We start from the raw sequence: 20622 nt of genomic DNA on the forward strand, positions 1-20622 counted from the left end.
GCCTGCTTTTCAAGCCGTTACCCAAAAATGGTGTTTGCAGGTCTGACTATTAGCACGCTTTGCATGTAACAACCGTTAACTGCCTCTAAACCTTACTTAAACATATATTCTTCGACAATTAAAAGCAGCACGGTTAATTACCGTCAGGTTTAATTTAATAAACTAAAAACAATGATCAAAAAACAACCGCTGCTTTCTTTTGCCATCATTATGGTATACTCCGCCGCTTTGACAGTGTCCGTCGCGCACCTGCGCGACACCGTAACGAGGAAAATAAATTGAGCACACCTGATTTTTCCACTGCTGATAACGCAAAGGAACTGGCGCTGGAAGTCTCCTGCCTGAAATCAATGATTACGCTGATGCTGCAGGCTATGGGCCAGGCAGACGCCGGACGCGTTATCCTTAAAATGGAAAAGCAAATCGAACAAATGGAAGACGAAGCTCAGGCGACGGTATTTTCCGGTACTGTTAAGCAAATTAAACAAGCCTATCGCCAGTAAATAATAACCGGCTGCCAAATAACTTTGTCAGCTGGCTATCTTTGCCGGGCAAAACATAAGGGATATTTAAATCATCCCTGTCGCCGCTGCGTAGCATGCGATCTGTGTTTTGTTCGGCGCGTTAAATTTCTTCTGCATATTTTTTTGATGAAAATTAACTGTGTTTTCGGATATGGATAAAATCATCGCGATCTCTGCAGATGTTTTCCCTTCCGCCGTCCACTTGAGAATTTCACGTTCACGCTTACTGAATTTCATTTCAGGCGCCAGCACCATCTGATCTTCCAGACGCGTTAATGCCAACAGGCTTAACTGCACCAGTGTCTGCAGGCGCAATTCAATTTCATCATCCGACATCATTTTGCCAAACAGGCTGGTGCGCGACACGGATAAAAAACCCATTGCATGATTGGGCAACATCAGGCACTGCGAAATACCTTTGCGCAATCCGTGATCCCGTGCCGCATCCCACAATACCATGGCATCACGAAAGAGTTTGTCATTCCAGGGAAGATGACCCTGAATGAAGTTTTCAGCCTTCAGCACCGGGTCAATAGCAAAGTAGTTCTCTGCCTGATAATGCTGCATCCACGCTTGCGGATAAGAGGTTTCAACGCTCAACTTCGGCCGGGTAAAAGGCACCGGGTGGCGAACGCAAAGCGAGAAATAATCAAATTCCAGCAGCTGTGTCTGCCGCTGTAATTCTGAATAAACATCCTGGGACGTTGTCATCTCCTGGAACCGCGACATCATGTCACGACGCCAGGTAAAGAATTCTGTATCCTGCATACCGACCGGTAATACCCCTGACTTTAATAATCATTATTTTGTATACAATAAGCTAACACATAAAACTTAATTATAAATATAAAATATCGATGCAGCCGGAAATAAGTTGCGTTTAACGCCAGCGTTAACGGCATCTTCAGGAAGGAATAACTGGCTGGCGTTTCAGCCGCGCGGCAGAAAGTCGGGAAATATCCCTGCAAAATCTGTATGTAATAAAAGCAGTGAATTTTAACTTAAGTAAAATTAACGCGATTCAGCCAATTTGTGCGCTGAACCGCGTAAGCATTACTGCATGAGGAATTTTTCCAGAAACTGGCGCGTACGCGGTTGTTGCGGGTCGGCAAACAACGCTTTCGCGGGGCCTTGTTCCACAATCCGCCCCTGATCCATAAATATTGCCCTGTCTGCCACGTCACGCGCAAAGCTCATCTCATGCGTGACAATCACCATCGTGCGTTTTTCTTGTGCCAGTTGGCGAATGGCATTAAGCACTTCCCCCACCAGTTCAGGATCGAGCGCGGATGTCGGCTCGTCAAACAGGATCACATCCGGACGCATCGCCAGCGCACGGGCTATCGCCACACGCTGTTGCTGCCCACCCGACAAACGCCGTGGATAGCTATTCTCTTTGCCACTCAACCCCACTTTTACCAGCAATTCACGCGCCCGCGCGGCCGCCTCGTCTTTTGGTTCGCCTTTGACGATCACCGGCCCTTCAATAATGTTTTCCAGTACTGTCCGGTGCGGGAACAAATTGAAGCTCTGAAAAACAAACCCGACATGCTGGCGTAACTGGCGGATAGCGCTTTTCTGCTGGCTCAGCGATCGCGCGGTATCAATGGTGATATCACCCACGCGGATTGTGCCGTGCTCCGGCTGTTCAAGCAGGTTAATACTGCGCAACAAGGTGGTTTTACCGGAGCCGCTCGGGCCAATAATCGCCACCACTTCGCCCTGTTGCACCTCAAGATCGATACCGTGCAACACCGTCTGGCCGTGGAATTTTTTCACCAGATTTTTCACGTCGATAGCACTCATTTCGGATCACGCTCCTGACGATTAAGCTGGTTTTCGAAATAGTTTTGCAGCGAAGAAAGCACCGTCGCCATTACCCAGTAAATCAGCGACGCCGCAAGGTACATAGTGAACACTTCCAGCGTACGGGAAGTGATTAACTGCGCCTGACGAAACAGCTCCGGCACCTGGATAGTGGCTGCCAGTGACGTATCTTTCACCAGGCTAATAAAACTGTTGCTCAACGGTGGCAGCGCGACACGCGCGGCCTGCGGGAGAATAGCCCGACGCAGCGTCTGCCACGGCGTCATGCCAATACTGGCCGCCGCTTCCCACTGCCCTTTATCAATAGACGAAATCGCCGCGCGCAGCGTCTCCGCCGCGTAGGCCGCCGTATTAAGTGACAGACCGATCATCGCCGACGGAATAGGATCCAGCTCAATACCAAACTGCGGCAGACCGTAATAGATCATAAACAACTGGGCGATAAGCGGTGTACCGCGAAAAATCGAAATGTAAAACCGTGCCAGCCAGCGCACAGGTAACAGCGACGACATGCGCATTAGCGCCAGCAGAAAGCCCAACAGTAAGCCAAAAAACATCCCGCCAATACTGAGTTGCAGTGTAAATACCGCGCCCTTTAACAGGTAAGGCGCGGAGTCGATAACCAGTTGTAGACTCTCTTGCATTATTTTTGCTCTGCCTGGGAATTAAATATGGGGGTGATAGGCAAACAGCGCCGGAGCGCCGCCCGTATGGATAAACAGGATTGGCCCGTTATCTTTAAAGCGATTCTGCTCAATGCCATCCAGTAAGCCGGCCATCGCTTTGCCGGTATAAACCGGATCGAGCAAAATACCTTCCAGGCGGGCAAGCAATTTCACCGCTTCCATTCCTTCATCATTCGGTGTGCCGTAGCCTGGCGCGAAGTAATCATCCCACAACAGAATATCGGCGTTGGCCTGCAATTCGAGTTCCCGCGCGATAGCCTGTTGCAGCGTCACCACTTTCGGTTTTTGATCCGCAACGCTTCGTGAGACCGTCACGCCAATCAGTTCCACATCGGGCATCAGTTGCTCAAGCCCGACCGCCAGACCGGCGTGCGTACCGGCACTGCCGGAAGCGACCACAACCGACGAAAGGCCAACTGCGCCTTCGCATTGCCGGGCTATCTCCAGCGCGCTTTCCACATACCCCATTGCGCCCAGCGCGTTTGAACCACCCACCGGGATCACATAAGGACGAAACCCCTGCGCTTCTATGCGCGTCGCCAGTTCCGCCAGTTGCGCGGTGGGATCGGTCAACGCATCGCACATTTCAATCTGCGCATTAAACAGATCCAGCAGCAAGCGGTTGCCGTTGGTCAGGTAGTTTTCTGCCGTGGTGCCAATCGGGTTTTCTAATAGCGCAACACAGTGCAGGCCTAATTTCGCCGCCACCGCCGCCGTCTGGCGGACATGGTTGGACTGAATTGCCCCTGCGGTAATCAGCGTATCCGCGCCCTCACGCAGCGCATCCGCCGCCAGAAACTCAAGTTTGCGCAGCTTATTGCCGCCCATCGCCACCGGCGTGACATCATCGCGTTTGATAAAAATTTCGCGGCCCAGGTAATCGGAAAGCCGCGGCAAATATTCCAGCGGCGTGGGCGCGCCAATCAACTCCAGGCGCGGAAAGCGGGTCACATTGTGCAAGGGCATAAAACCTCCGAATACCAGGTAACGTTAGCAATGGTTTTTATTATGCACACTAAAGTCGATGAAATAAAAAAGGCGCTTGATTAAGCGCCTTTTTTTAGCGGGCAACGATTACTTCGTCACATCCGCGCCAAACCATTTTTCCGACAGCGTTTTCATGGTGCCGTCTTTCTGCATCTCGGCAATGGCTGCGTCGATAGCTTTCAGCAAATCGTCATTGCCTTTACGCAACGCAACGCCGGATTCCTGACGCGAGAAAGCATCCCCCGCCACCGCCAGCGTATCTTTGGTTTTCTTCACCAGATCCAGCGCGGCCAGACGATCGACCAGGATGGCGTCAATACGGCCAACGCGCAGATCCTGATATTTAGTCGGGTCATCATCGTAGGTGCGAATATCAACGCCCTGCACGTTCTTACGCAGCCACTCTTCATAGTTGGTGCCAAGACCCACACCCACTTTCTTGCCTTTCAGATCCGCCGCGGATTTAATCCCCGCTTCGTTGCCTTTTTTCACCAGCGCCTGGATACCGGAAACGGTATAGGGCGTGGAGAAATCATACTTTTTCTTGCGCTCATCGGAGATGGTGACCTGGTTAATCACCACGTCGATGCGTTTAGAATCCAGCGATGCCAGCATGCCGTCCCATTTGGTGGGTTTCAGGGATGCTTTTACGCCAAGATGCTGCGCCAACGCTTCGGCGAACTCCACTTCAAAACCAGTAAGCTTGCCATCGTCGCCCTGGAAACTAAACGGCGGATATGTACCTTCCAGACCCACCAACAGCGTGCCACGCTCTTTGACTTTATTGAGCAGGTTTTCCGCCGCGAATGTTTTCACGCTCATACCTGCTACCAGCGCGACGGCCATCACACCCATCAGCGCCTGACGTCCCAAAAGTGCTAGTTTCATAGTTACCCCGATAAAGAAATTGGCTGTAGTGTAAGGTGCCTGACGCTAAGTACAAGCACAACTCGGCTACATCTTATTCCTTTTTAATATAAATCAGATGTTGCACCTACAGCGATTTTTTGCACGGAAGCAAAACGCATCTGGGTTTTAAACTGCGCATATTTGCGCAAAGCAATCCGATAATTATTGGTGCTGGTCGCTGGTAACCATGGTTCCAGATTTTCGTCGAGGAACCCTTCTTCAAGCAGTTGTCGGGAAATATTGAGTTCAGTGAGATGGTTGCCGAGGCGGCGCAAACGCACGACATACTCGCGCACCGTACCGTGGCTCATTTCGGTTTGTTCGAAAAGATATTGTTTAAAACCGATGATGTCGAAGAAATCGCTCTGCTCTTTGCAGTGCAGATCGCCGCAAAAACGACAGAGTGCGACCCACTCTTTTTGCTCTTGTTGCCAGGCCGCTTCATCCAACAGCATATCCAGACGCGAAATCGCGATTTTATTCACAATTTCGCCCCGGCGTACCAGTGTGATGCGATCAAGCAGCTTGTGGCAGTGTGCGCAATGCGTCTGGCTGTGTTTAAAGTCTTTAAGGTAGCGGCTTAGAGGCCGTCTTTTAGGTTGCTGCACCGTCATGATAACTCCTGGTTGTCAATGCGTTGTACAGCATTTACCAGGAGTGATGCAGAATCACCGACCTATAACTTACCCAGCTTGGTACGTAAGCGTTTAATGGCCTGGCTATGGAGCTGGCTGACTCGTGATTCCCCGACTTCCAGAACGGCGCCAATCTCTTTCAGATTGAGTTCTTCCTGGTAGTACAGTGTCAGGACAAGTTGTTCACGTTCCGGCAGCGACTCAATCGCTTCCATGACCCGGTGACGTAAATTACTTTCCATTAACTGGAATAACGGGTTTTCCTGTTGATGATCGTCGGTGACCAGCTCGATACTGTCGCCATGCTCTTCCCGCCATTCATCATAGGAGAAAAGCTGGCTGTTATTGGTATCGAGCAGCATCTGACGGTATTCCTCTACAGGAATTCCAAGACGCTGCGACACTTCTGTTTCCGTCGCGTTACGTCCCAGTTCTTGCTCAAGTTGCCCCATTGCCTGCGCCACTTCGCGGGCATTACGCCGAACGCTGCGCGGCACCCAATCGCGGCTGCGCAATTCGTCCAACATCGCCCCACGAATACGCTGTACTGCGTAAGTGGTAAATGCCGTTCCTTGCAGAGCGTCATATCGGTCTACTGCATTCAGTAAACCGATACCGCCCGCCTGTAGCAGGTCGTCCAGTTCCACACTCGCCGGCAAACGCACCTGCAGGCGCAATGCTTCGTGACGCACAAGAGGTACATAACGCTGCCACAGCGAGTGTTTATCCATTACACCTTCAGCGGTATAGAGTGAATTCACGATAAACAGCCCTGCGTTAATTGAGTTATCGGCACGATTATCCGATTCTGGAGTGGTTTTAATCGGATGAATAGTGGGTGAAATGGGGGTTATTTGACTTTATTGAACCGTTCTCCCGGCCGGTAATGCATATAACACCAGCTCAAAAGCCAGCGCCGGATGATGCCCGCGCAAATAAAAACGATAATTATCCGACAGTTCACGAATGTATTGCGGGATCGTCAGCAAATCTTCCGGCTTGTGATACAAGCTAATAGTCAGAACAGGCAACGATGCACGAATGGTATGTTGCGCACCTTTTAGCGCTTCCAGTTCCGCCCCCTCAATATCCATTTTAATAAATGTAGCGTAATTCGTGCCTTCGAGGGCATTATCGATGCTGACCACATCAATGGAGGTGTTACCTTCCCCTTCGCTTAAACGAGACGAGGTATCCATTCCGGAATCAAAGCGTAATGTGGTATTTTCCGACCAGACACCTTTATTGATGGCTTTCAGTTCAACATCGCCAATATCGGCATGCTGTAATAAAGCGAAGTTTTTCTCTTCCGGTTCAAAAGCAAGGATTTTTGCCGGTTTCTTCACGCCCTGCTTCTGCGCCGCTTTCAGGAACGCAACCACGCTGTCACCGTCGTAAGCACCGCAATCGACATACACTTCGTTATCCTGCAGACGCACCAGGTCTTCTGCCAGATAGTGGTTAGGATCGAAATATTTACCGTAGTACAAGCTACGCGCGCAAATACGTTGGTTAATAAACGCAACCAGCGTTTCTTTTGAGCGCTCATCACCTAAAGAGTTATAAAACTCCGTCAAAACAGCCTCATTTTCCTGACAAAATTCGGCGGTATAAAGCGTATCGGTATTCACGCCAATAAAAGAATGATCGAAGATCAATATGCTTTCGGCGTTGTTTGCGAGCATCGCTTCTAATTCAGCGCTCACATACTGGATAGCCAGAATGTAATTATAGGTGCCGTCTTGTCGGGTTAGCTGGTCTAAATTGATGATATCGTAACCGTAAAAGGTTGAACCTTCGGTAAAATATTTCTCATTGACCGCGACATAATCAACTTTCACATTCTGGCTGGTCAAAAATTCCCACGTTTTTTGCCCTAAATAACCGGCACCGCATAATACCAACGGACGACCATTCTTCTGCATTTCATCGATCGTATCGAGAAAATGGTTTCTGGACTCGCAAATTTTTTCAAGAATAGACATATCTACCTCAGAGACTCATTCAGTACACAATAAGTGGCAATCACAGTATGATTTTTTGTTGCGCTAATGCGCTTTTGTTGGCGCTTTCAAGGAAAGCTAATCCTTTTAAAGCCACCTGCGAGCCAATAGCATAACTATTCGCGTCACCGCGTAATGCTGCTGCGATATCGCAGTAATAGTTCGCAAAGGCTTCTATAAACCCGGCGGGATGGCCTGCTTTAAAGCGGCAGTACCGCTCCTGGTTCGCCACCGTGTTGTCACTCGCCGTGCGGTCAATAATGCTGACGTTGCCGTGGATATCGGCAATACGTAAATACTCGGGCTCCATTTGCAGCCATTCTGCGCTGCCTTCAGTGCCGTAAACCCTGATCCGCAAACCGTTGCGATAACCCAGCGCCGCCTTGCCATACCAGTAGTTGCACACTACATCATCGCTATAACGTGAAACGATATTCACCGTATCCACCACGCCGGGCACGCGGGCAAAGGTGCTGTTAACGGCATAGACATCCAGCGCATGTTTCTCAGTGAGGAACTCCACCAGTTGATGCACATGTACGCCAAGATCCAGCGATACCGTCGGGATCGCGTTATCCGTACGCCGCCAGGTCTGCGGTAATGCGATACTGCCGTCGCTGCGACAGCGGCTGAAACCTTCTTGCGGCATTTCAACCATCACGTGCTGAATCCGACCCAGCGCACCGCTTTGCAAGCGCTGGCGTAATTCGCGCACCATCGGGTAACCGGTATAGTTGAACGTCACGTAGAGCTGGCTATTCACCTCGTCGACACGCTGCTGAATATCTTCAGCATCTTTGACGCTCGCCACCAGGGCCTTTTCGCAAATGATCGGCAGCGGATATTCCAGACACGCCATCAGAATTTCGCGGTGCGCGGGCGTAGGCGTTAGCACCACCACCGCATCCAGATGCGCGTGCTCTTTCTCAAGCAACGTCAACGCATCCTGGTAAATCTTGCTCTCATCAAGCCCCCAGGCCATGCCGGTTTGCCGATTAAGGGCGTCATCCCGGCTGAAACAGCCGGCAGATAACTGGAAATGTCCATCCATCTGGCTGGCGATTTTATGGGTCATACCGATGGCGGAATTAAGGCCGCCGCCGATAAATGCCAGGGATAAGGGCTTAGCCATAATCCGGTCCTTACGTCGTTTTAAAAGAAAAATAGTTTTTAAGCTGCGGCGTCAGACGCGCCAGTTCGGCAACATCATCAAATTCAGCGAACACCAACCCTGCCCTGTCACGCGGCGCGGGCTCCAGCCGCTCGCCAGGCAATTTCAACGGAATAGTTTCGATAATGCGTGCCGCCAGCGGCGCAAAAAGGTAGCCGGTAAAATGGGTATCCACATCGCTGGAAATCGTGTGGCGCGCAATGGCGCGCAAGTGCGCAGGTCGCCGCGCCGAAAACGCCGTGGCGTGCTGGGCTCCCAGGAACGGGGCGATAAACTCGCGGGAATAATCAACGCCCGTTGAAAGCTCAATCAAACGGGAGTAGAGATCGCCCGGGCAGCGCCGGGTCAGTTCGATAAGCCAAAAATCGTTGTCATTGGCAATAAACTGGGTATGCAGCAAACCGTCGACCAGCTGAAGCTGGCGCACCAGGGTTTGCATACATTCGCTGACGCGGTCGCGCATGCTTTCAGTCAGGGAAACACTCAAGCTGCTGCTGTTGACCTGCCAGGGATAAACGGTACAAAACTCATCGACGAAAAATTCGCAGACAATCTCCCCGCCGCGGATAAACGCCGAGTGGCTGTACAGCGCCCCCTGGCAAAAGGTTTCAATCACGCACTCGCCGTTTTGCGACGCGCTACGGGCTTTTGCCACGGCATCGCTGAGTTCTGCGCCGTGCTGCACCAGGGTAATGCCGATGCCGCTATAAGCATCAATCGGTTTTACCAGCAACGGAAACGGCAGATGGCGTGCCTCTTCAGCGCTTCTTACCGCACGCGGAATTGGGTAGCCCTGTTGCTCAGCCCAGGCGCGGAAGCGATCTTTAAGAAAAAGCGTGTCGCTGACATCCGGCGTGTCAAAACCGGGTAACCCCAGTTCAGCGGCAACGCGGCTACCCGTCAGGTACGAGACATCGGTAACACCTGGCGTAATGGCCGCAATATGGTGTTCGCGTGCAATCGCTAATACCGCATCGCAATCGGCGTAATTATGGACTTTGGCAATATCCGCAGATTTCATTCCCGCATCGTGCGGCTTACCGCTGCACACCAGCGTGGTAAAACCGGCCGTTTTGATCGCCCGTTGTAAAGGCAACGAGGCAAATCCGGCATCGAGGATCATCGCAGTGCGCGTAGCCGTCATGCGCCCTCCAGCGAAATAACCGCCGCATCGGGTGTCGTGCTTGCGGCGACACCACGAATGATGTCGGTGATACGCTGTTGATCTTCGTGCGCCAGCCCCGGATAAATCGGTAAGCACAGCACTTTGTCAGCGATAACATTTGCGCACGGCAAATTCTCTTTCTGCGAGGAAGCAAGACCGCGATACATACTGAAAGAGCTAATCAGCGGGTAGAAATAGCGACGCGTTAAAATACCGGCATTTTTCAGCACGTCATACAGCGAATCGCGATCGATGCCGAACTCTGGCTCAATCAAAACCGGGAAGTACGCATGGTTCCAGGTGACATCCGCAGGCACATCCAGCAGACGAACGCCGTCGATTCCCTGCAGTAATTCCACATAATGCTGATAAAGCGCCTGGCGATCGGCCAGCGCCTGATCGATATGTTTAAGCTGCAACAGGCCGAATGCCGCTTCAACTTCGTTCATCTTGGCATTGATACCAGGAGCGACGACGCGCGTTTCACCGGCAAAACCAAAATTTTTCAAATAATCGATGCGCTGCTTGGTACGCGCATCGTGGCAAATAATCGCGCCGCCTTCGAAGGTGTTAAACACCTTCGTTGCGTGGAAGCTCAGCACCGACAAATCCCCGTGATTCAAAATACTGACGCCGTTTTTCTTCACGCCAAACGCGTGCGCCGCGTCATAGATCACTTTAAGACCGTAGATGTCCGCGACCTGCTGGATTTTGTCCACATCACAGGGAATGCCGTAGCAGTGAACCGGCATGATCGCCGTGGTCTGCGGGGTGATCAGCTCTTCGACACGCTCAGGATTGATATTGTAAGTTTGCGGATCGATATCGGCGAAAACCGGCGTCAGGCCATTCCATAACAGAGTATGAGAGGTGGCAACAAAGGAGTAAGGCGTGGTGATGACCTCGCCGGTGACGCGGAGCGCCTGCAGTGCGGTGAGCAGCGCCAGCGTGCCGTTGGCGAATAAGCAGACATGTTTCACGCCCAGGTAACTTGCCAGCGCCTCTTCAAGTTCCTGATGAAAAACACCACCATTGGTGAGGATCCGGTTGTTCCAGATTTTCTCAAGATAAGGAATAAACTCTTCCAGCGGTGGCAAAAGAGGGCTGGTAACAAAGATATTATTGTCCATAGACAAACCTGCGCGCGTAGGAATTATCTGTTCATCATAACGACGCGCCTGGCGAGCTATCGGTGAAACAGGGGGCATTTTGTTATGCTTTTCCCCCCGGTGCTAAAGGTAAACTGGCGAGGTCTGAGCAGGTGATGAAAAAAATGGCAGGGCTTACGTCATCACCTGTTCAACGAAAAACCCGGTCATGGCGCACGACCGGGTTTCCTCGCCGTAAAATAGCGCATTATTTCAGCATGGCGAGCAGCGCTTGTTGACGCGGTTCATCAAAGAGATAGCGATCTGTTAGCAGATTATTGATTTGGTCTTGATTCTCGCTGAGCGGGTTGCCTTTGGTGGCGAAATCCTCGATGGCCTGCGTCCACAGTGCCATTTTTGGTTTCAGTTTCGTCACGAAATCGTACTCGCTGAAGCAAGGGAAATCGCTGCAAATAACGGTGATATTTCGTGCGCCATACTGCAACACGGCATAACTTTCCGCAAACCGGTGCTCATGATTATTGTCGCGGAATAAAATCACCGCATCCGGGTTCAACGCATCCAGCGTTCCGACCGAGACAGGGTTAGCATGGTATCTGAAGGTGCCCTTCACCAGCGGATACCAGTTGGCTGGACACTCGCCAAAAATATACCAGTCCACAATGTGATGCGTTTTTTCTATCAACTGATGGATAAAATCCCGCTCTTTACCGGTGAGAGAAAAAACAGGGCATAACACGCGGCGCGGGGAATTCACCGCAACGGCTTTATCCTGTGAAAACCATGCCTGCGGGAGATAATCAGGGATTCGCAGAACGTCCAGCCCCTTACTCCGTCCCCATTTTTCCAGCGCGGAATTTAATACCAGCCAGCGATCAAACGGCAGCGGTTGGTTATTCTGCCGTGAAACCAGCGGCTCTGCAGTTTCATCGAAAAGACAATGCACCACCAGCCCCGTCAGCACGCGAAACTGCGTCACGGTGTTGATATCACTTTCGCTAACATGGGCATCCAAAATAGTAATGGCGGGATGCGTTCTGAGTAGCGCCGGTAGCGCAGGCAAAGCATCATGGATAACGAGCGCGATCTTGCCGGCTTCCTGCATCAGGCGGAAATAGTCCGTTAAGCGCTTCGTATAAACCGTCTGCGAACGTAATACCAGCAATACCACCGGCGTTTGTGCCGGGCTTACACTAAAGCGGTTTTGTGTAACGCTGGCGTCGAACGTAAAGAGTGGCGAACGCAACGACAAATAGCGGCTATAAGCAGGATCATTTGCAAATATCTCGCTAAAATCCGCCATCAGCGCTGTCATTTGTGATAACAGGGATTGCTGATACTCGCTCTCCATAAAGCGATAATTATCCGTGGCAATGATGCTATACGGCGACCAGACAGAAACGTAGCCCATTTTTTGCACAGCAAGGCAAAACGCCGCTGAGCTCACTTCAAGTGACGTGTATTTTTCATCCAGTCCGCCTGCCTGCGCGAAACATTCTCTTTTGATAAGCAGACACAGGCTATTGAGCACGGAGTATTGTTGTTCACAGTGATAGCGTGCCTGATAGCCGAAAGATTGCCAGTCTTCACCTGTGCCGACATTCGCGATCCCGTTATCCGCGCCAACAATCATCCCTGCACTGATTAGCTTTTTATCAAAGCTAATGATCTTCGGCCCGCTACACGCCACTTCCGTGCGCACCAGCGGATTGAGTAAAGTGTTTAACCAGCTTTTTAAGACGAAAACCGATCTGACGTCTAATAACAACAAAGATGCACCCGCAGCATGTGACGCAGCAATATTTACCGCCTGCACCTCACTGCAGTTATTCAGTGCAAGTACCTGAACCTTGCCAGGTAACAGTTTTTCCACTTCCCGCGCGGTCTGCAAAACAATCGGCTCGGTGGTGTTTATCACGGGAATAATAATGTCGTAATCATGCCAGTCGGTGTTATCCACCAGCGACGCGATACAGCGCGTCATCAAATTAGCATCATGATTATGGGTTAAGATAATACTCACCCGCCCCGTATTATTGAGGGGATAATGGACACGCCACGCGACACCGTCGCAATATTCCACATGATCTACGGGCAAATTACGCTGCGCGGCGAAAGTACCGATAATGCCGCCCTCAGTCTCAATGCTTGCAGGAGTGAGCATATTCTCGTCAACAATATTGACGATCCCCGCATAATGACCAATTGCAGCGATGTCATACCGGGCAATCAATTTTGTGATGAGATCGAGTTCAAAAGCCGGCCCGGCGTTATTGTCCCAGCCACCGCATTCCAGCCACGCCGACGCGCGAAAGAATACCCGTTGCAAATAACGGGAAGGCGCGCTGAAAAAGAGATCGAGATTAAATTCTGGCTTGAAAAAATGCGTTACTGAATCCGCATGCTTAACGGCTTCATCAGCATAAATAGCCTGCGCACCGGAGCGCTCTTGCAGTGTCAGTGCTAACCGATACACGCTGTCTTGCGTGTAAGTCACACCGGCAGGAACCACCTGTAACCAGTCGGCAGCAGCGGTCTGGACCAGGTTCGCAAAATTGTGCCGGTAATGCTGAAAATCGACAACCGAGAGGGTGTCATCCGTTTCGCCGTGATAATTGTCATCCTGCACGATAAGGATTCTGGCATGTGGCAAATCGCCTATTTGGCCCCGTAAAGAATCCACGGTGATATTGACAGCGGCGCTATCACCGTGCGGATTGAGAATAACGAACAGCAGCGCCTGTGAAGGGCGTGTATCCATTCGTTTTCCCGCCGCGCTATTCTCAAGCCAACCCTGAAATGTGTTGCGGTAATGTTCTTGTGCTTTTACTTGCGCTTTACGTTGCGTTTTTTCTATGAAATCCCTGAATTGAACAAGGGATCTTTCGCGTCTTAACAATAATTGCTCGCGCGACTTATAAAGGTTTTCGCGGGCGTGTTCGATAGCGTCCGGGGTATTCACCAGCGTATAACCTGCATTACCGTTTTCGCGTATCGTTTTTTCACTTAATGCATAGCTTTCGTAACCCGGCGCGATTAATCCAACGACCGGGCAACCACATAAATTCGCCAGCAGACAGGTGCCGGAAGATTCATAGGTATATAACACGCGCCCGCGCTTGAGAACTTTTGCCAGTTCTTCGAGCGGCAGCGGGTTTTGCATACTCAGAACGGTCAGATTTTTCGGCAGTTTGTCATATTCAATAACGCTGGCGGGCAGGCGGTTAATATAGAGTAAGTCCAGATCCTTATGCGGATTATCATCCTGGAACAGCTCGAGATCGTAATTCTCAATATTTAACAACGCCGGTTGATACTCTTTTTCGGCAAATTCGACGCGATACCAGAAAAACAGATCGTCAGGCGAAAAATCGAGGCGATTACCATTCATCACCCCTTCTCTGTTGAGCATATAGCGAGCCACTACCGGCGCACGCAGCGGGTTGCCGCTCGTCACTTCCGGATACACCGCAATCCACGGCTCACCTGAGTTCTGTAATTGGGCGTAATCGTCTTCCGTAAGACGCGGCGTATTCCATTTTGGGTTAACCGTCCCGCCCACAATCCACGCTTTGCCGCCCGAGTTGTTTATGGTCTGGCAAAAAAAATGCAGCACTTGTATCCCGGCAGACGCCTCCGAGTAATCGGGTGCCACAATCAGATAGGGGTACTGAGCGAGGTTATTCATCGGTATTCCTTGAACGTTTGCCAGGCCTGCCGGCCTGGCAGAGAAAATTATGCTTTCGGTAACCAGCCCTGCTGCCAGTCATCCAGGCCTGCGCCGCGCAAATACCAGTTATTCAGCACCGCTTCACGCAGCGCATCGCCCTGACGATGACGTAAATCGGCATCATTGATATAGGCCTGAATCGCGTTCATCCAGTCTTTGAAGCGGTTTTCCACAAGCGTAACCGGCAGATCGCAACGATAAGGTACGATGTTGGTAGCGATGATCGGCACGCCGCAGGTGCCGATCTCCAGCAGACGCAGGTTGCTCTTACATTCGTTGAACTGATTAATTTCCAGCGGCACCAGCGCGAGGTCGAGATTGAGGCTGGCCAGTTTTTCCGGGTACATTTCAAACGGCACACCGGGGTGGAATTCACAGCGGACATTGCGCGGCTTCATGCCCATGAAGACCCATTCAACCTTCCCTTCGAGTTCTTTAATCAGCGGCAATAAGATCTCCAGATCGCCGGTATGAGAACTGCCGCCAGCCCAGCCAACACGCACTTTTTTGCCCGTGCCACGTTCGCTACACAGATGTTCCCACTGGTTGGGCGCAAGGCGGTTTTGCGCAATGCGGATGTCGCTATGGAAACGGCTGTAGGCGTCCGCCAGCGGCGCGGTGGAGACCACCAGCCAGTCGGCGCTGTCGACGACTTTGCGAAAGTTCTTCACCATTTGCTGCGGGAAGTGCTGACGGGAGCCATTTTTGATCGGTACATTGAGCAGGTAGTCATCATATTCGAGCACGATTTTGGCATTACAGGTGCTGCGTAACTGCTGAATAATCTGCGGGAAACGGCTGCCGGTAATCAGCTCCAGCAAAATGACATCCGGCTGCTGCTGCGCGGCTTCCATCACCCCAGGAATGGAGTTGGTCAGGCCGCCTTCAATCATTAAATGGCGCTCCAGCGCTTTGAAGGGTTGCATCACCCGGTGGTGCCCACCGCCGACCCAGTTAATATGGTGCGCCAGCACCACAGGCAGCGGGCGTCCCGGCAACGGCTGATGCAAGCGCGCCAGGCTCGCGCTGAGCGTGAACGCCTGCCCCGCTTTTTGCATTAACGGGTGGTATGACGGTTCGGCGAGCAGGCCTTGCCGCCACTCATTACGCAGCGTGGCAAAATCCGTTAGTAACGGGCGCTCCTGTACATGGAACTTATCGCCCAGTAAACGGGTGGCACCGCCCATATGTTTCACACGGGCATACGGTGTCCAGACATTGAGATACCCCTGCTGCTGCGCGCGTAACCCAAGATCGACATCGGCGAAATAGACCGGATAGGTTTCCTGATTAAAACCGTTGAGGGCGAAAAAGACCTCCTTGCGCACCATCATGCAGGAAGCGCTTACCGCCGCCAGGTTGCGCGGTGTTTTCAGATAGTGCTGGAAGCCGTTGCTTGCGCCATCGGCACCGTCAAACGCCACCTCCACACCATGCTGTACGCCGAGCAAGAAGCCGCCATGCTGAATACGGCCATCCTGATACTCCAGACGCGCGCCAACCAACCCGACTTCCGGGCGTAACGCCTGCTCCAGCAAGGCATCCAGCCAGCCGCCATCAATAATTTCACAATCGTTATTGAGAAAGACCAGCACCTCACCACGCGCCTGCTGCGCCGCAGCATTGTTGATTTCGGCAAAATTAAACGGCGCGTCATAGCGCAAAATACGCACCTGGTCGATGCCAAGCGCCGCCAGATCATTGAGAAAACGGCAGGCATCCTCTTCCACCGACTGGTTATCAACAATTAACAGCTCGTAGTGCTGATAACGCGTTTTCTCCATCAAACTTTCAATACAGCGTTTAAGCAGGGCAACGCGATCGCGGGTGGGAATAATGATCGACACCAGCGGCTTTGCGTCCCAGTGGTAGCGCAGGCGTTTAATGTTCGCCGCTAATCCCTCTTCCAGCGAGGCCTGAATGCCAAGCCGTTGCAGGTGCGCTAACACGATCTGTTCGCACTCACTGACAACCTGCGGGTTTTCGCTCCAGCACGACGCCGCTTCCGGGCTTTCAACCAGCACTTCGGCAACGCGCCCCAGCGCCGGTGTTCCCTGCCCTTCAACAAAGCGCCACAGCAAGTCGATCATTGCCGCCTGCGGATAGTGGCTGTTCAGGCCACCGAGCTGACGGGCAATATCGCGCGAAAAAAGCAGAACGCGGCCGACATACGGCACGCCGCGCAGCAGGTCAATATTGACATCAGGACGCAGCGTCAGGATCGGTTCGCCGTTTTCCGCGCGCGTCATTTCATCGCAATAAAACAGCCAGGCATTTTGTTGCTGCATCCGTTGTTCGGCAAAGCGCAACAATGCATCATCCCGCAATGTAAAACCGGCGGGGATCAGTAACAGCGCATCGGCCTCTCGCGTACTCAGCAGCGCATTTACGGCCTCAGGCCAGGCGTTATCATCGGTAATGACATCAATGCTGGCGGCAGTCAGCGACTGGCTTTCCACGGAGCTTCTGGTCTGCGCGCTGTGGTCGTTATCGCCAAGGATAATCACGCCGATGCTGGCTTTGTCCGGGTTTGCGCCAGCGAAAGAGAGCAGCGCTTCGCGTCGCGCATCGCTAATCTGGCGATCCTCCAGCCAGCGGCTGAAGGAGTACTCGCTGGTCTGCTGCTGCGCCAGCACCGCTTTACTGTGGAAGTTCAGCATGTAGCGTGCTTTGTCATCCAGCTGGCGGGATTTTTCCACCAACGGCAGGGTAAAAATCGCCTCCAGCGCGGTATCCAGCGTCCATTTACTGACAAACGTCGCACGTTGCGCCAGCGCCCATTCGCGCGCGCTGGCATAACCGCTTTGTAGCAGTTCAACCCATTCGTTAGCATCCGGGCAGTTGTGCAGCGTTACCGCGCAGAAATGATCGGCTTCATGGCGCGCCAGATTATCGGCATTCAGATAACCTTCAACGTAACCTTCGTTAACCAGGAACAGCGGGATCCCAAGCGTTAGCGCTTTCGCCACACTTTCATCATTACCGATGATCACGTCATACTGTTCGAGCCACGCCGGTTCCAGGCGTTGTACCTGCTGGCTAAGATCGAACCACTCAATCTGAATGCCCGCCTCTCTTGCCTGCTGCTGAACTTCATACATTTCCGCCGACATTTTGCCCGCGATATAAAGAACGCGAGACAAGGTTTGCGCATCGCGCGTGCGGGTAAATGCGCCAAAGCTTGCCGGTACTGACCACGGTAAATGTTTGAGCTGCGCGCTCTCCACACCGGTCTGTAGCAAGATGGCTGACGTGCGCGCAGAGAGATCCAGCGTCAGCGCGGCAAACTGGTTTTCCAGCGCCACGCCCCACGGCAAGTAGAGATCGTTGTAATCGCTGAAATGACGGAAAATCATCGCGCCGTCGAGTTTCCCGGCTTCGATGGCATCAAGTAATTTTTCGCTAAAGAAACCGCGATAGATCCAGATGGCATTGTAGTAGGTTTCCAGCGCCCCCTGCTTTTCGGTGATGACAGTAAAACGCCCTGTCGCGCTCAGGCGTGCTATTTCATTCGTTAATTTCTGCCCGGCGGTTGAGCTAATGACATCCACGCGCCAGCCTTTAGCCAGCAAGGCATCTGCGATGTCGATAAGTTCAGAGGTATGGGGGGTAAAAGCGTCAAATTGATCAACGCTGATTAGTATGCTTTGCATCTTTCATCCTCATATCACCGCGCAAGCCATCGGGTGATAGCAAAAGGCGTTCCTGTCGTTATGCAATATTCTGGAGGACGAAAGAAAGATCGAGAGGCAAAACAGCTAACAGAAAAGGCGTTATATCTGGCGATTGCACATAAAAAAAGGCATCCGAAGATGCCTTTTTGAGCGGTTGCGAATTAACGCAGCAGGGACAGCATGGTCTGCGGAACCTGGTTGGCCTGAGCCAGTACGGAAGAACCAGCCTGCTGCAGGATCTGCGCGCGGGACATGTTCGACACTTCAGTCGCGTAGTCAGAATCCTGAATACGGCTGCGTGCGGAAGACAGGTTGTTCACGGTGTTGTTCAGGTTGGTGATGGTGGATTCGAAACGGTTCTGGGACGCACCCAGCAGGCTGCGCTGAGAGTCAACCGCTTTGATGGCCGCATCGATATCTGCCAGCGGGCTACCGTCGGTGGTGCCGCCGCTGTTCACTGTACCGCTCAGAACGTCGAAGCCTTCAGCAGCGGTAGTACGTGCAGTACCGTTGATGGTCTGGCCGGTGGTCTGGGAAGTCGCGCCGGTAGCGTTGTACAGGTTGTAAGCGTTGGAAGAGGTCAGGCTGATGGAGATCTGCTCGCCGTCTTTCGCGCCAACCTGGAAGTTGTAGCTGCTGGTGCCGGAACCGGTGTTCAGCACTTTGATGCCGTTGAAGTCGGTCTGGGTGGTAACACGGTTCACTTCTTCCATACGCTGGTTAACTTCAGCCTGGATGGAGTCGATGTCAGACGCGGAGTTGGAGCTGTTCTGTGCCTGAACGGTCAGGTCACGGATACGCTGCAGGTTGTTGTTGATTTCGCTCAGCGCGCCTTCAGCGGTCTGCGCCAGAGAGATACCGTCGTTCGCGTTACGTGCAGCAACGGTCAGGCCGTTGATGTTAGAAGTAAAACGGTTAGCAATTGCCTGGCCAGCCGCATCATCTTTTGCACTGTTGATACGCAGACCGGAAGAGAGACGCTCGATCGAGGTGCCCAGAGAAGACTGAGATTTAGTCAGGTTGTTCTGGGTCATCAGCGACAGGGTGTTAGTATTAATAACAGCCATGATAATTATCCTTCAGTGAGAAATTTATATTCCGGTATGGGCCAGCGGCTTCATCACCGTCATAACTGTTATCGACGACCTTGCAGAACTCTTTAGCATTTTTTCTATTTTTTGAACAATTTTCGTCGAAAATATACACAAATCACAAAATAAAAAAGCGCCGACAAGCGGCGCTTTCCTGATACTACGTAATGTGCGATTAACGCAGCAGGGACAGCATGGTCTGCGGAACCTGGTTGGCCTGAGCCAGTACGGAAGAACCAGCCTGCTGCAGGATCTGCGCGCGGGACATGTTCGACACTTCAGTTGCGTAGTCAGAATCCTGAATACGGCTGCGTGCGGAAGACAGGTTGTTCACGGTGTTGTTCAGGTTGGTGATGGTGGATTCGAAACGGTTCTGGGAGGCACCCAGCAGGCTGCGCTGAGAGTCAACCGCTTTGATGGCCGCATCGATATCTGCCAGCGGGTTACCGTTGGTGGCGCCGCCGCTGTCCACTGTACCGCTCAGAACGTCGAAGCCTTCAGCAGCGGTAGTACGTGCAGTACCGTTGATGGTCTGGCCGGAAGTCTGGGAAGTCGCGCCGGTAGCGTTGTACAGGTTGTAAGCGTTGGAAGAGCTCAGGCTGATGGAGATCGTTTCGCCATCTTTCGCGCCAACCTGGAAGTTGTAGCTGCTGGAGCCGGAACCGGTGTTCAGCACTTTGATGCCGTTGAAGTCGGTCTGGGTGGTCACACGGTTCACTTCTTCCATACGCTGGTTAACTTCAGCCTGGATGGAGTCGATGTCAGACGCGGAGTTAGAGCTGTTCTGCGCCTGAACGGTCAGGTCACGGATACGCTGCAGGTTGTTGTTGATTTCGCCCAGCGCGCCTTCAGCGGTCTGTGCCAGAGAGATACCGTCGTTCGCGTTACGTGCAGCAACGGTCAGGCCGTTGATGTTAGAAGTAAAACGGTTAGCAATTGCCTGGCCTGCAGCGTCGTCTTTAGCGCTGTTAATACGCAGACCGGAAGAGAGGCGCTCGATCGAGGTGCCCAGAGAAGACTGAGATTTAGTCAGGTTGTTCTGGGTCATCAGCGACAGGGTGTTAGTATTAATAACAGCCATGATTATTATCCTTCATTGAGTAATTTATAT

Annotated in this window: 17 protein-coding genes; 2 read left to right on the plus strand and 15 right to left on the minus strand. The window is 52.1% G+C overall.

The features are described from left to right. Positions 1–210: 210 nt before the first annotated feature. Positions 211–282, plus strand: coding sequence for a hypothetical protein (locus tag IP581_RS24185; protein WP_436873842.1), 72 nt, complete (start codon positions 211–213; stop codon positions 280–282). Continuing rightward, positions 279–503 carry a DUF2594 family protein gene (locus IP581_RS13895; protein WP_020454169.1) on the plus strand — a complete coding sequence of 75 codons (225 nt, stop codon included), beginning with the start codon at positions 279–281 and terminating at the stop codon, positions 501–503. The genes IP581_RS24185 and IP581_RS13895 overlap by 4 nt, the downstream gene beginning before the upstream one ends. A 66-nt stretch (positions 504–569) precedes the next feature. Here the strand turns inward: IP581_RS13895 and sdiA are convergent, their stop codons facing one another. The 15 genes from sdiA to IP581_RS13970 all read right to left on the minus strand — a co-directional run bounded on the left by sdiA (position 570) and on the right by IP581_RS13970 (position 20592). After that, the gene (gene sdiA / locus IP581_RS13900) at positions 570–1292 is read right to left on the minus strand and encodes a transcriptional regulator SdiA (protein WP_086873991.1); all 723 of its coding nucleotides are present in this window, start codon (positions 1290–1292) and stop codon (positions 570–572) included. Positions 1293–1577: 285 nt separating this feature from the next. Beyond that, positions 1578–2330 carry an L-cystine ABC transporter ATP-binding protein TcyN gene (gene tcyN / locus IP581_RS13905; protein ID WP_086873990.1) on the minus strand — a complete coding sequence of 251 codons (753 nt, stop codon included), beginning with the start codon at positions 2328–2330 and terminating at the stop codon, positions 1578–1580. After that, the gene (gene tcyL, locus IP581_RS13910; protein ID WP_086873989.1) at positions 2327–2995 is read right to left on the minus strand and encodes a cystine ABC transporter permease; all 669 of its coding nucleotides are present in this window, start codon (positions 2993–2995) and stop codon (positions 2327–2329) included. Before tcyL ends, tcyN begins: the two co-directional genes overlap by 4 nt. A gap of 21 nt (positions 2996–3016) precedes the next feature. After that, a complete protein-coding gene (gene dcyD / locus IP581_RS13915) occupies positions 3017–4003 on the minus strand; it encodes a D-cysteine desulfhydrase (RefSeq protein ID WP_086873988.1) in 987 nt (328 codons plus the stop codon). 108 nt (positions 4004–4111) lie between these two features. Next, positions 4112–4912 (minus strand): cystine ABC transporter substrate-binding protein, encoded by an 801-nt coding sequence (gene tcyJ, locus IP581_RS13920; protein ID WP_017458346.1) that lies wholly within the window; start codon positions 4910–4912, stop codon positions 4112–4114. A gap of 83 nt (positions 4913–4995) precedes the next feature. After that, complete coding sequence (gene fliZ / locus IP581_RS13925; RefSeq protein WP_017458347.1) at positions 4996–5547, minus strand: flagella biosynthesis regulatory protein FliZ; 552 nt, start codon at positions 5545–5547, stop codon at positions 4996–4998. A gap of 62 nt (positions 5548–5609) precedes the next feature. After that, a complete protein-coding gene (locus tag IP581_RS13930; RefSeq protein ID WP_007371523.1) occupies positions 5610–6329 on the minus strand; it encodes an RNA polymerase sigma factor FliA in 720 nt (239 codons plus the stop codon). Positions 6330–6428: 99 nt separating this feature from the next. Further along, on the minus strand, positions 6429–7553 hold the full coding sequence (locus IP581_RS13935) for an FkbM family methyltransferase (RefSeq protein WP_193820639.1): 1125 nt from the start codon (positions 7551–7553) through the stop codon (positions 6429–6431). Positions 7554–7593: 40 nt separating this feature from the next. Then, complete coding sequence (locus IP581_RS13940) at positions 7594–8703, minus strand: Gfo/Idh/MocA family protein (protein ID WP_193820640.1); 1110 nt, start codon at positions 8701–8703, stop codon at positions 7594–7596. Between the two features lie 10 nt (positions 8704–8713). Beyond that, positions 8714–9886: an ATP-grasp domain-containing protein gene (locus tag IP581_RS13945; RefSeq protein WP_193820641.1), complete on the minus strand. Its 1173-nt coding sequence runs from the start codon at positions 9884–9886 to the stop codon at positions 8714–8716. Further along, positions 9883–11037, minus strand: coding sequence for a DegT/DnrJ/EryC1/StrS family aminotransferase (locus IP581_RS13950; RefSeq protein ID WP_097399535.1), 1155 nt, complete (start codon positions 11035–11037; stop codon positions 9883–9885). The genes IP581_RS13945 and IP581_RS13950 overlap by 4 nt, the downstream gene beginning before the upstream one ends. Positions 11038–11263: 226 nt before the next feature. Then, entirely contained in the window at positions 11264–14704 is a 3441-nt protein-coding gene (locus IP581_RS13955; RefSeq protein ID WP_193820642.1) for a glycosyltransferase family protein, read from the minus strand. Between the two features lie 47 nt (positions 14705–14751). Beyond that, on the minus strand, positions 14752–18399 hold the full coding sequence (locus tag IP581_RS13960) for a glycosyltransferase (RefSeq protein WP_193820643.1): 3648 nt from the start codon (positions 18397–18399) through the stop codon (positions 14752–14754). Positions 18400–18581: 182 nt separating this feature from the next. Then, a complete protein-coding gene (locus IP581_RS13965; protein WP_193820644.1) occupies positions 18582–19487 on the minus strand; it encodes a flagellin N-terminal helical domain-containing protein in 906 nt (301 codons plus the stop codon). Positions 19488–19686: 199 nt separating this feature from the next. Beyond that, on the minus strand, positions 19687–20592 hold the full coding sequence (locus tag IP581_RS13970) for a flagellin N-terminal helical domain-containing protein (RefSeq protein ID WP_322627855.1): 906 nt from the start codon (positions 20590–20592) through the stop codon (positions 19687–19689). Positions 20593–20622 lie beyond the last annotated feature (30 nt).

It is taken from the genome of Kosakonia pseudosacchari (assembly GCF_015167415.1).
Taxonomy (GTDB): Bacteria; Pseudomonadota; Gammaproteobacteria; order Enterobacterales; family Enterobacteriaceae; genus Kosakonia; species Kosakonia pseudosacchari.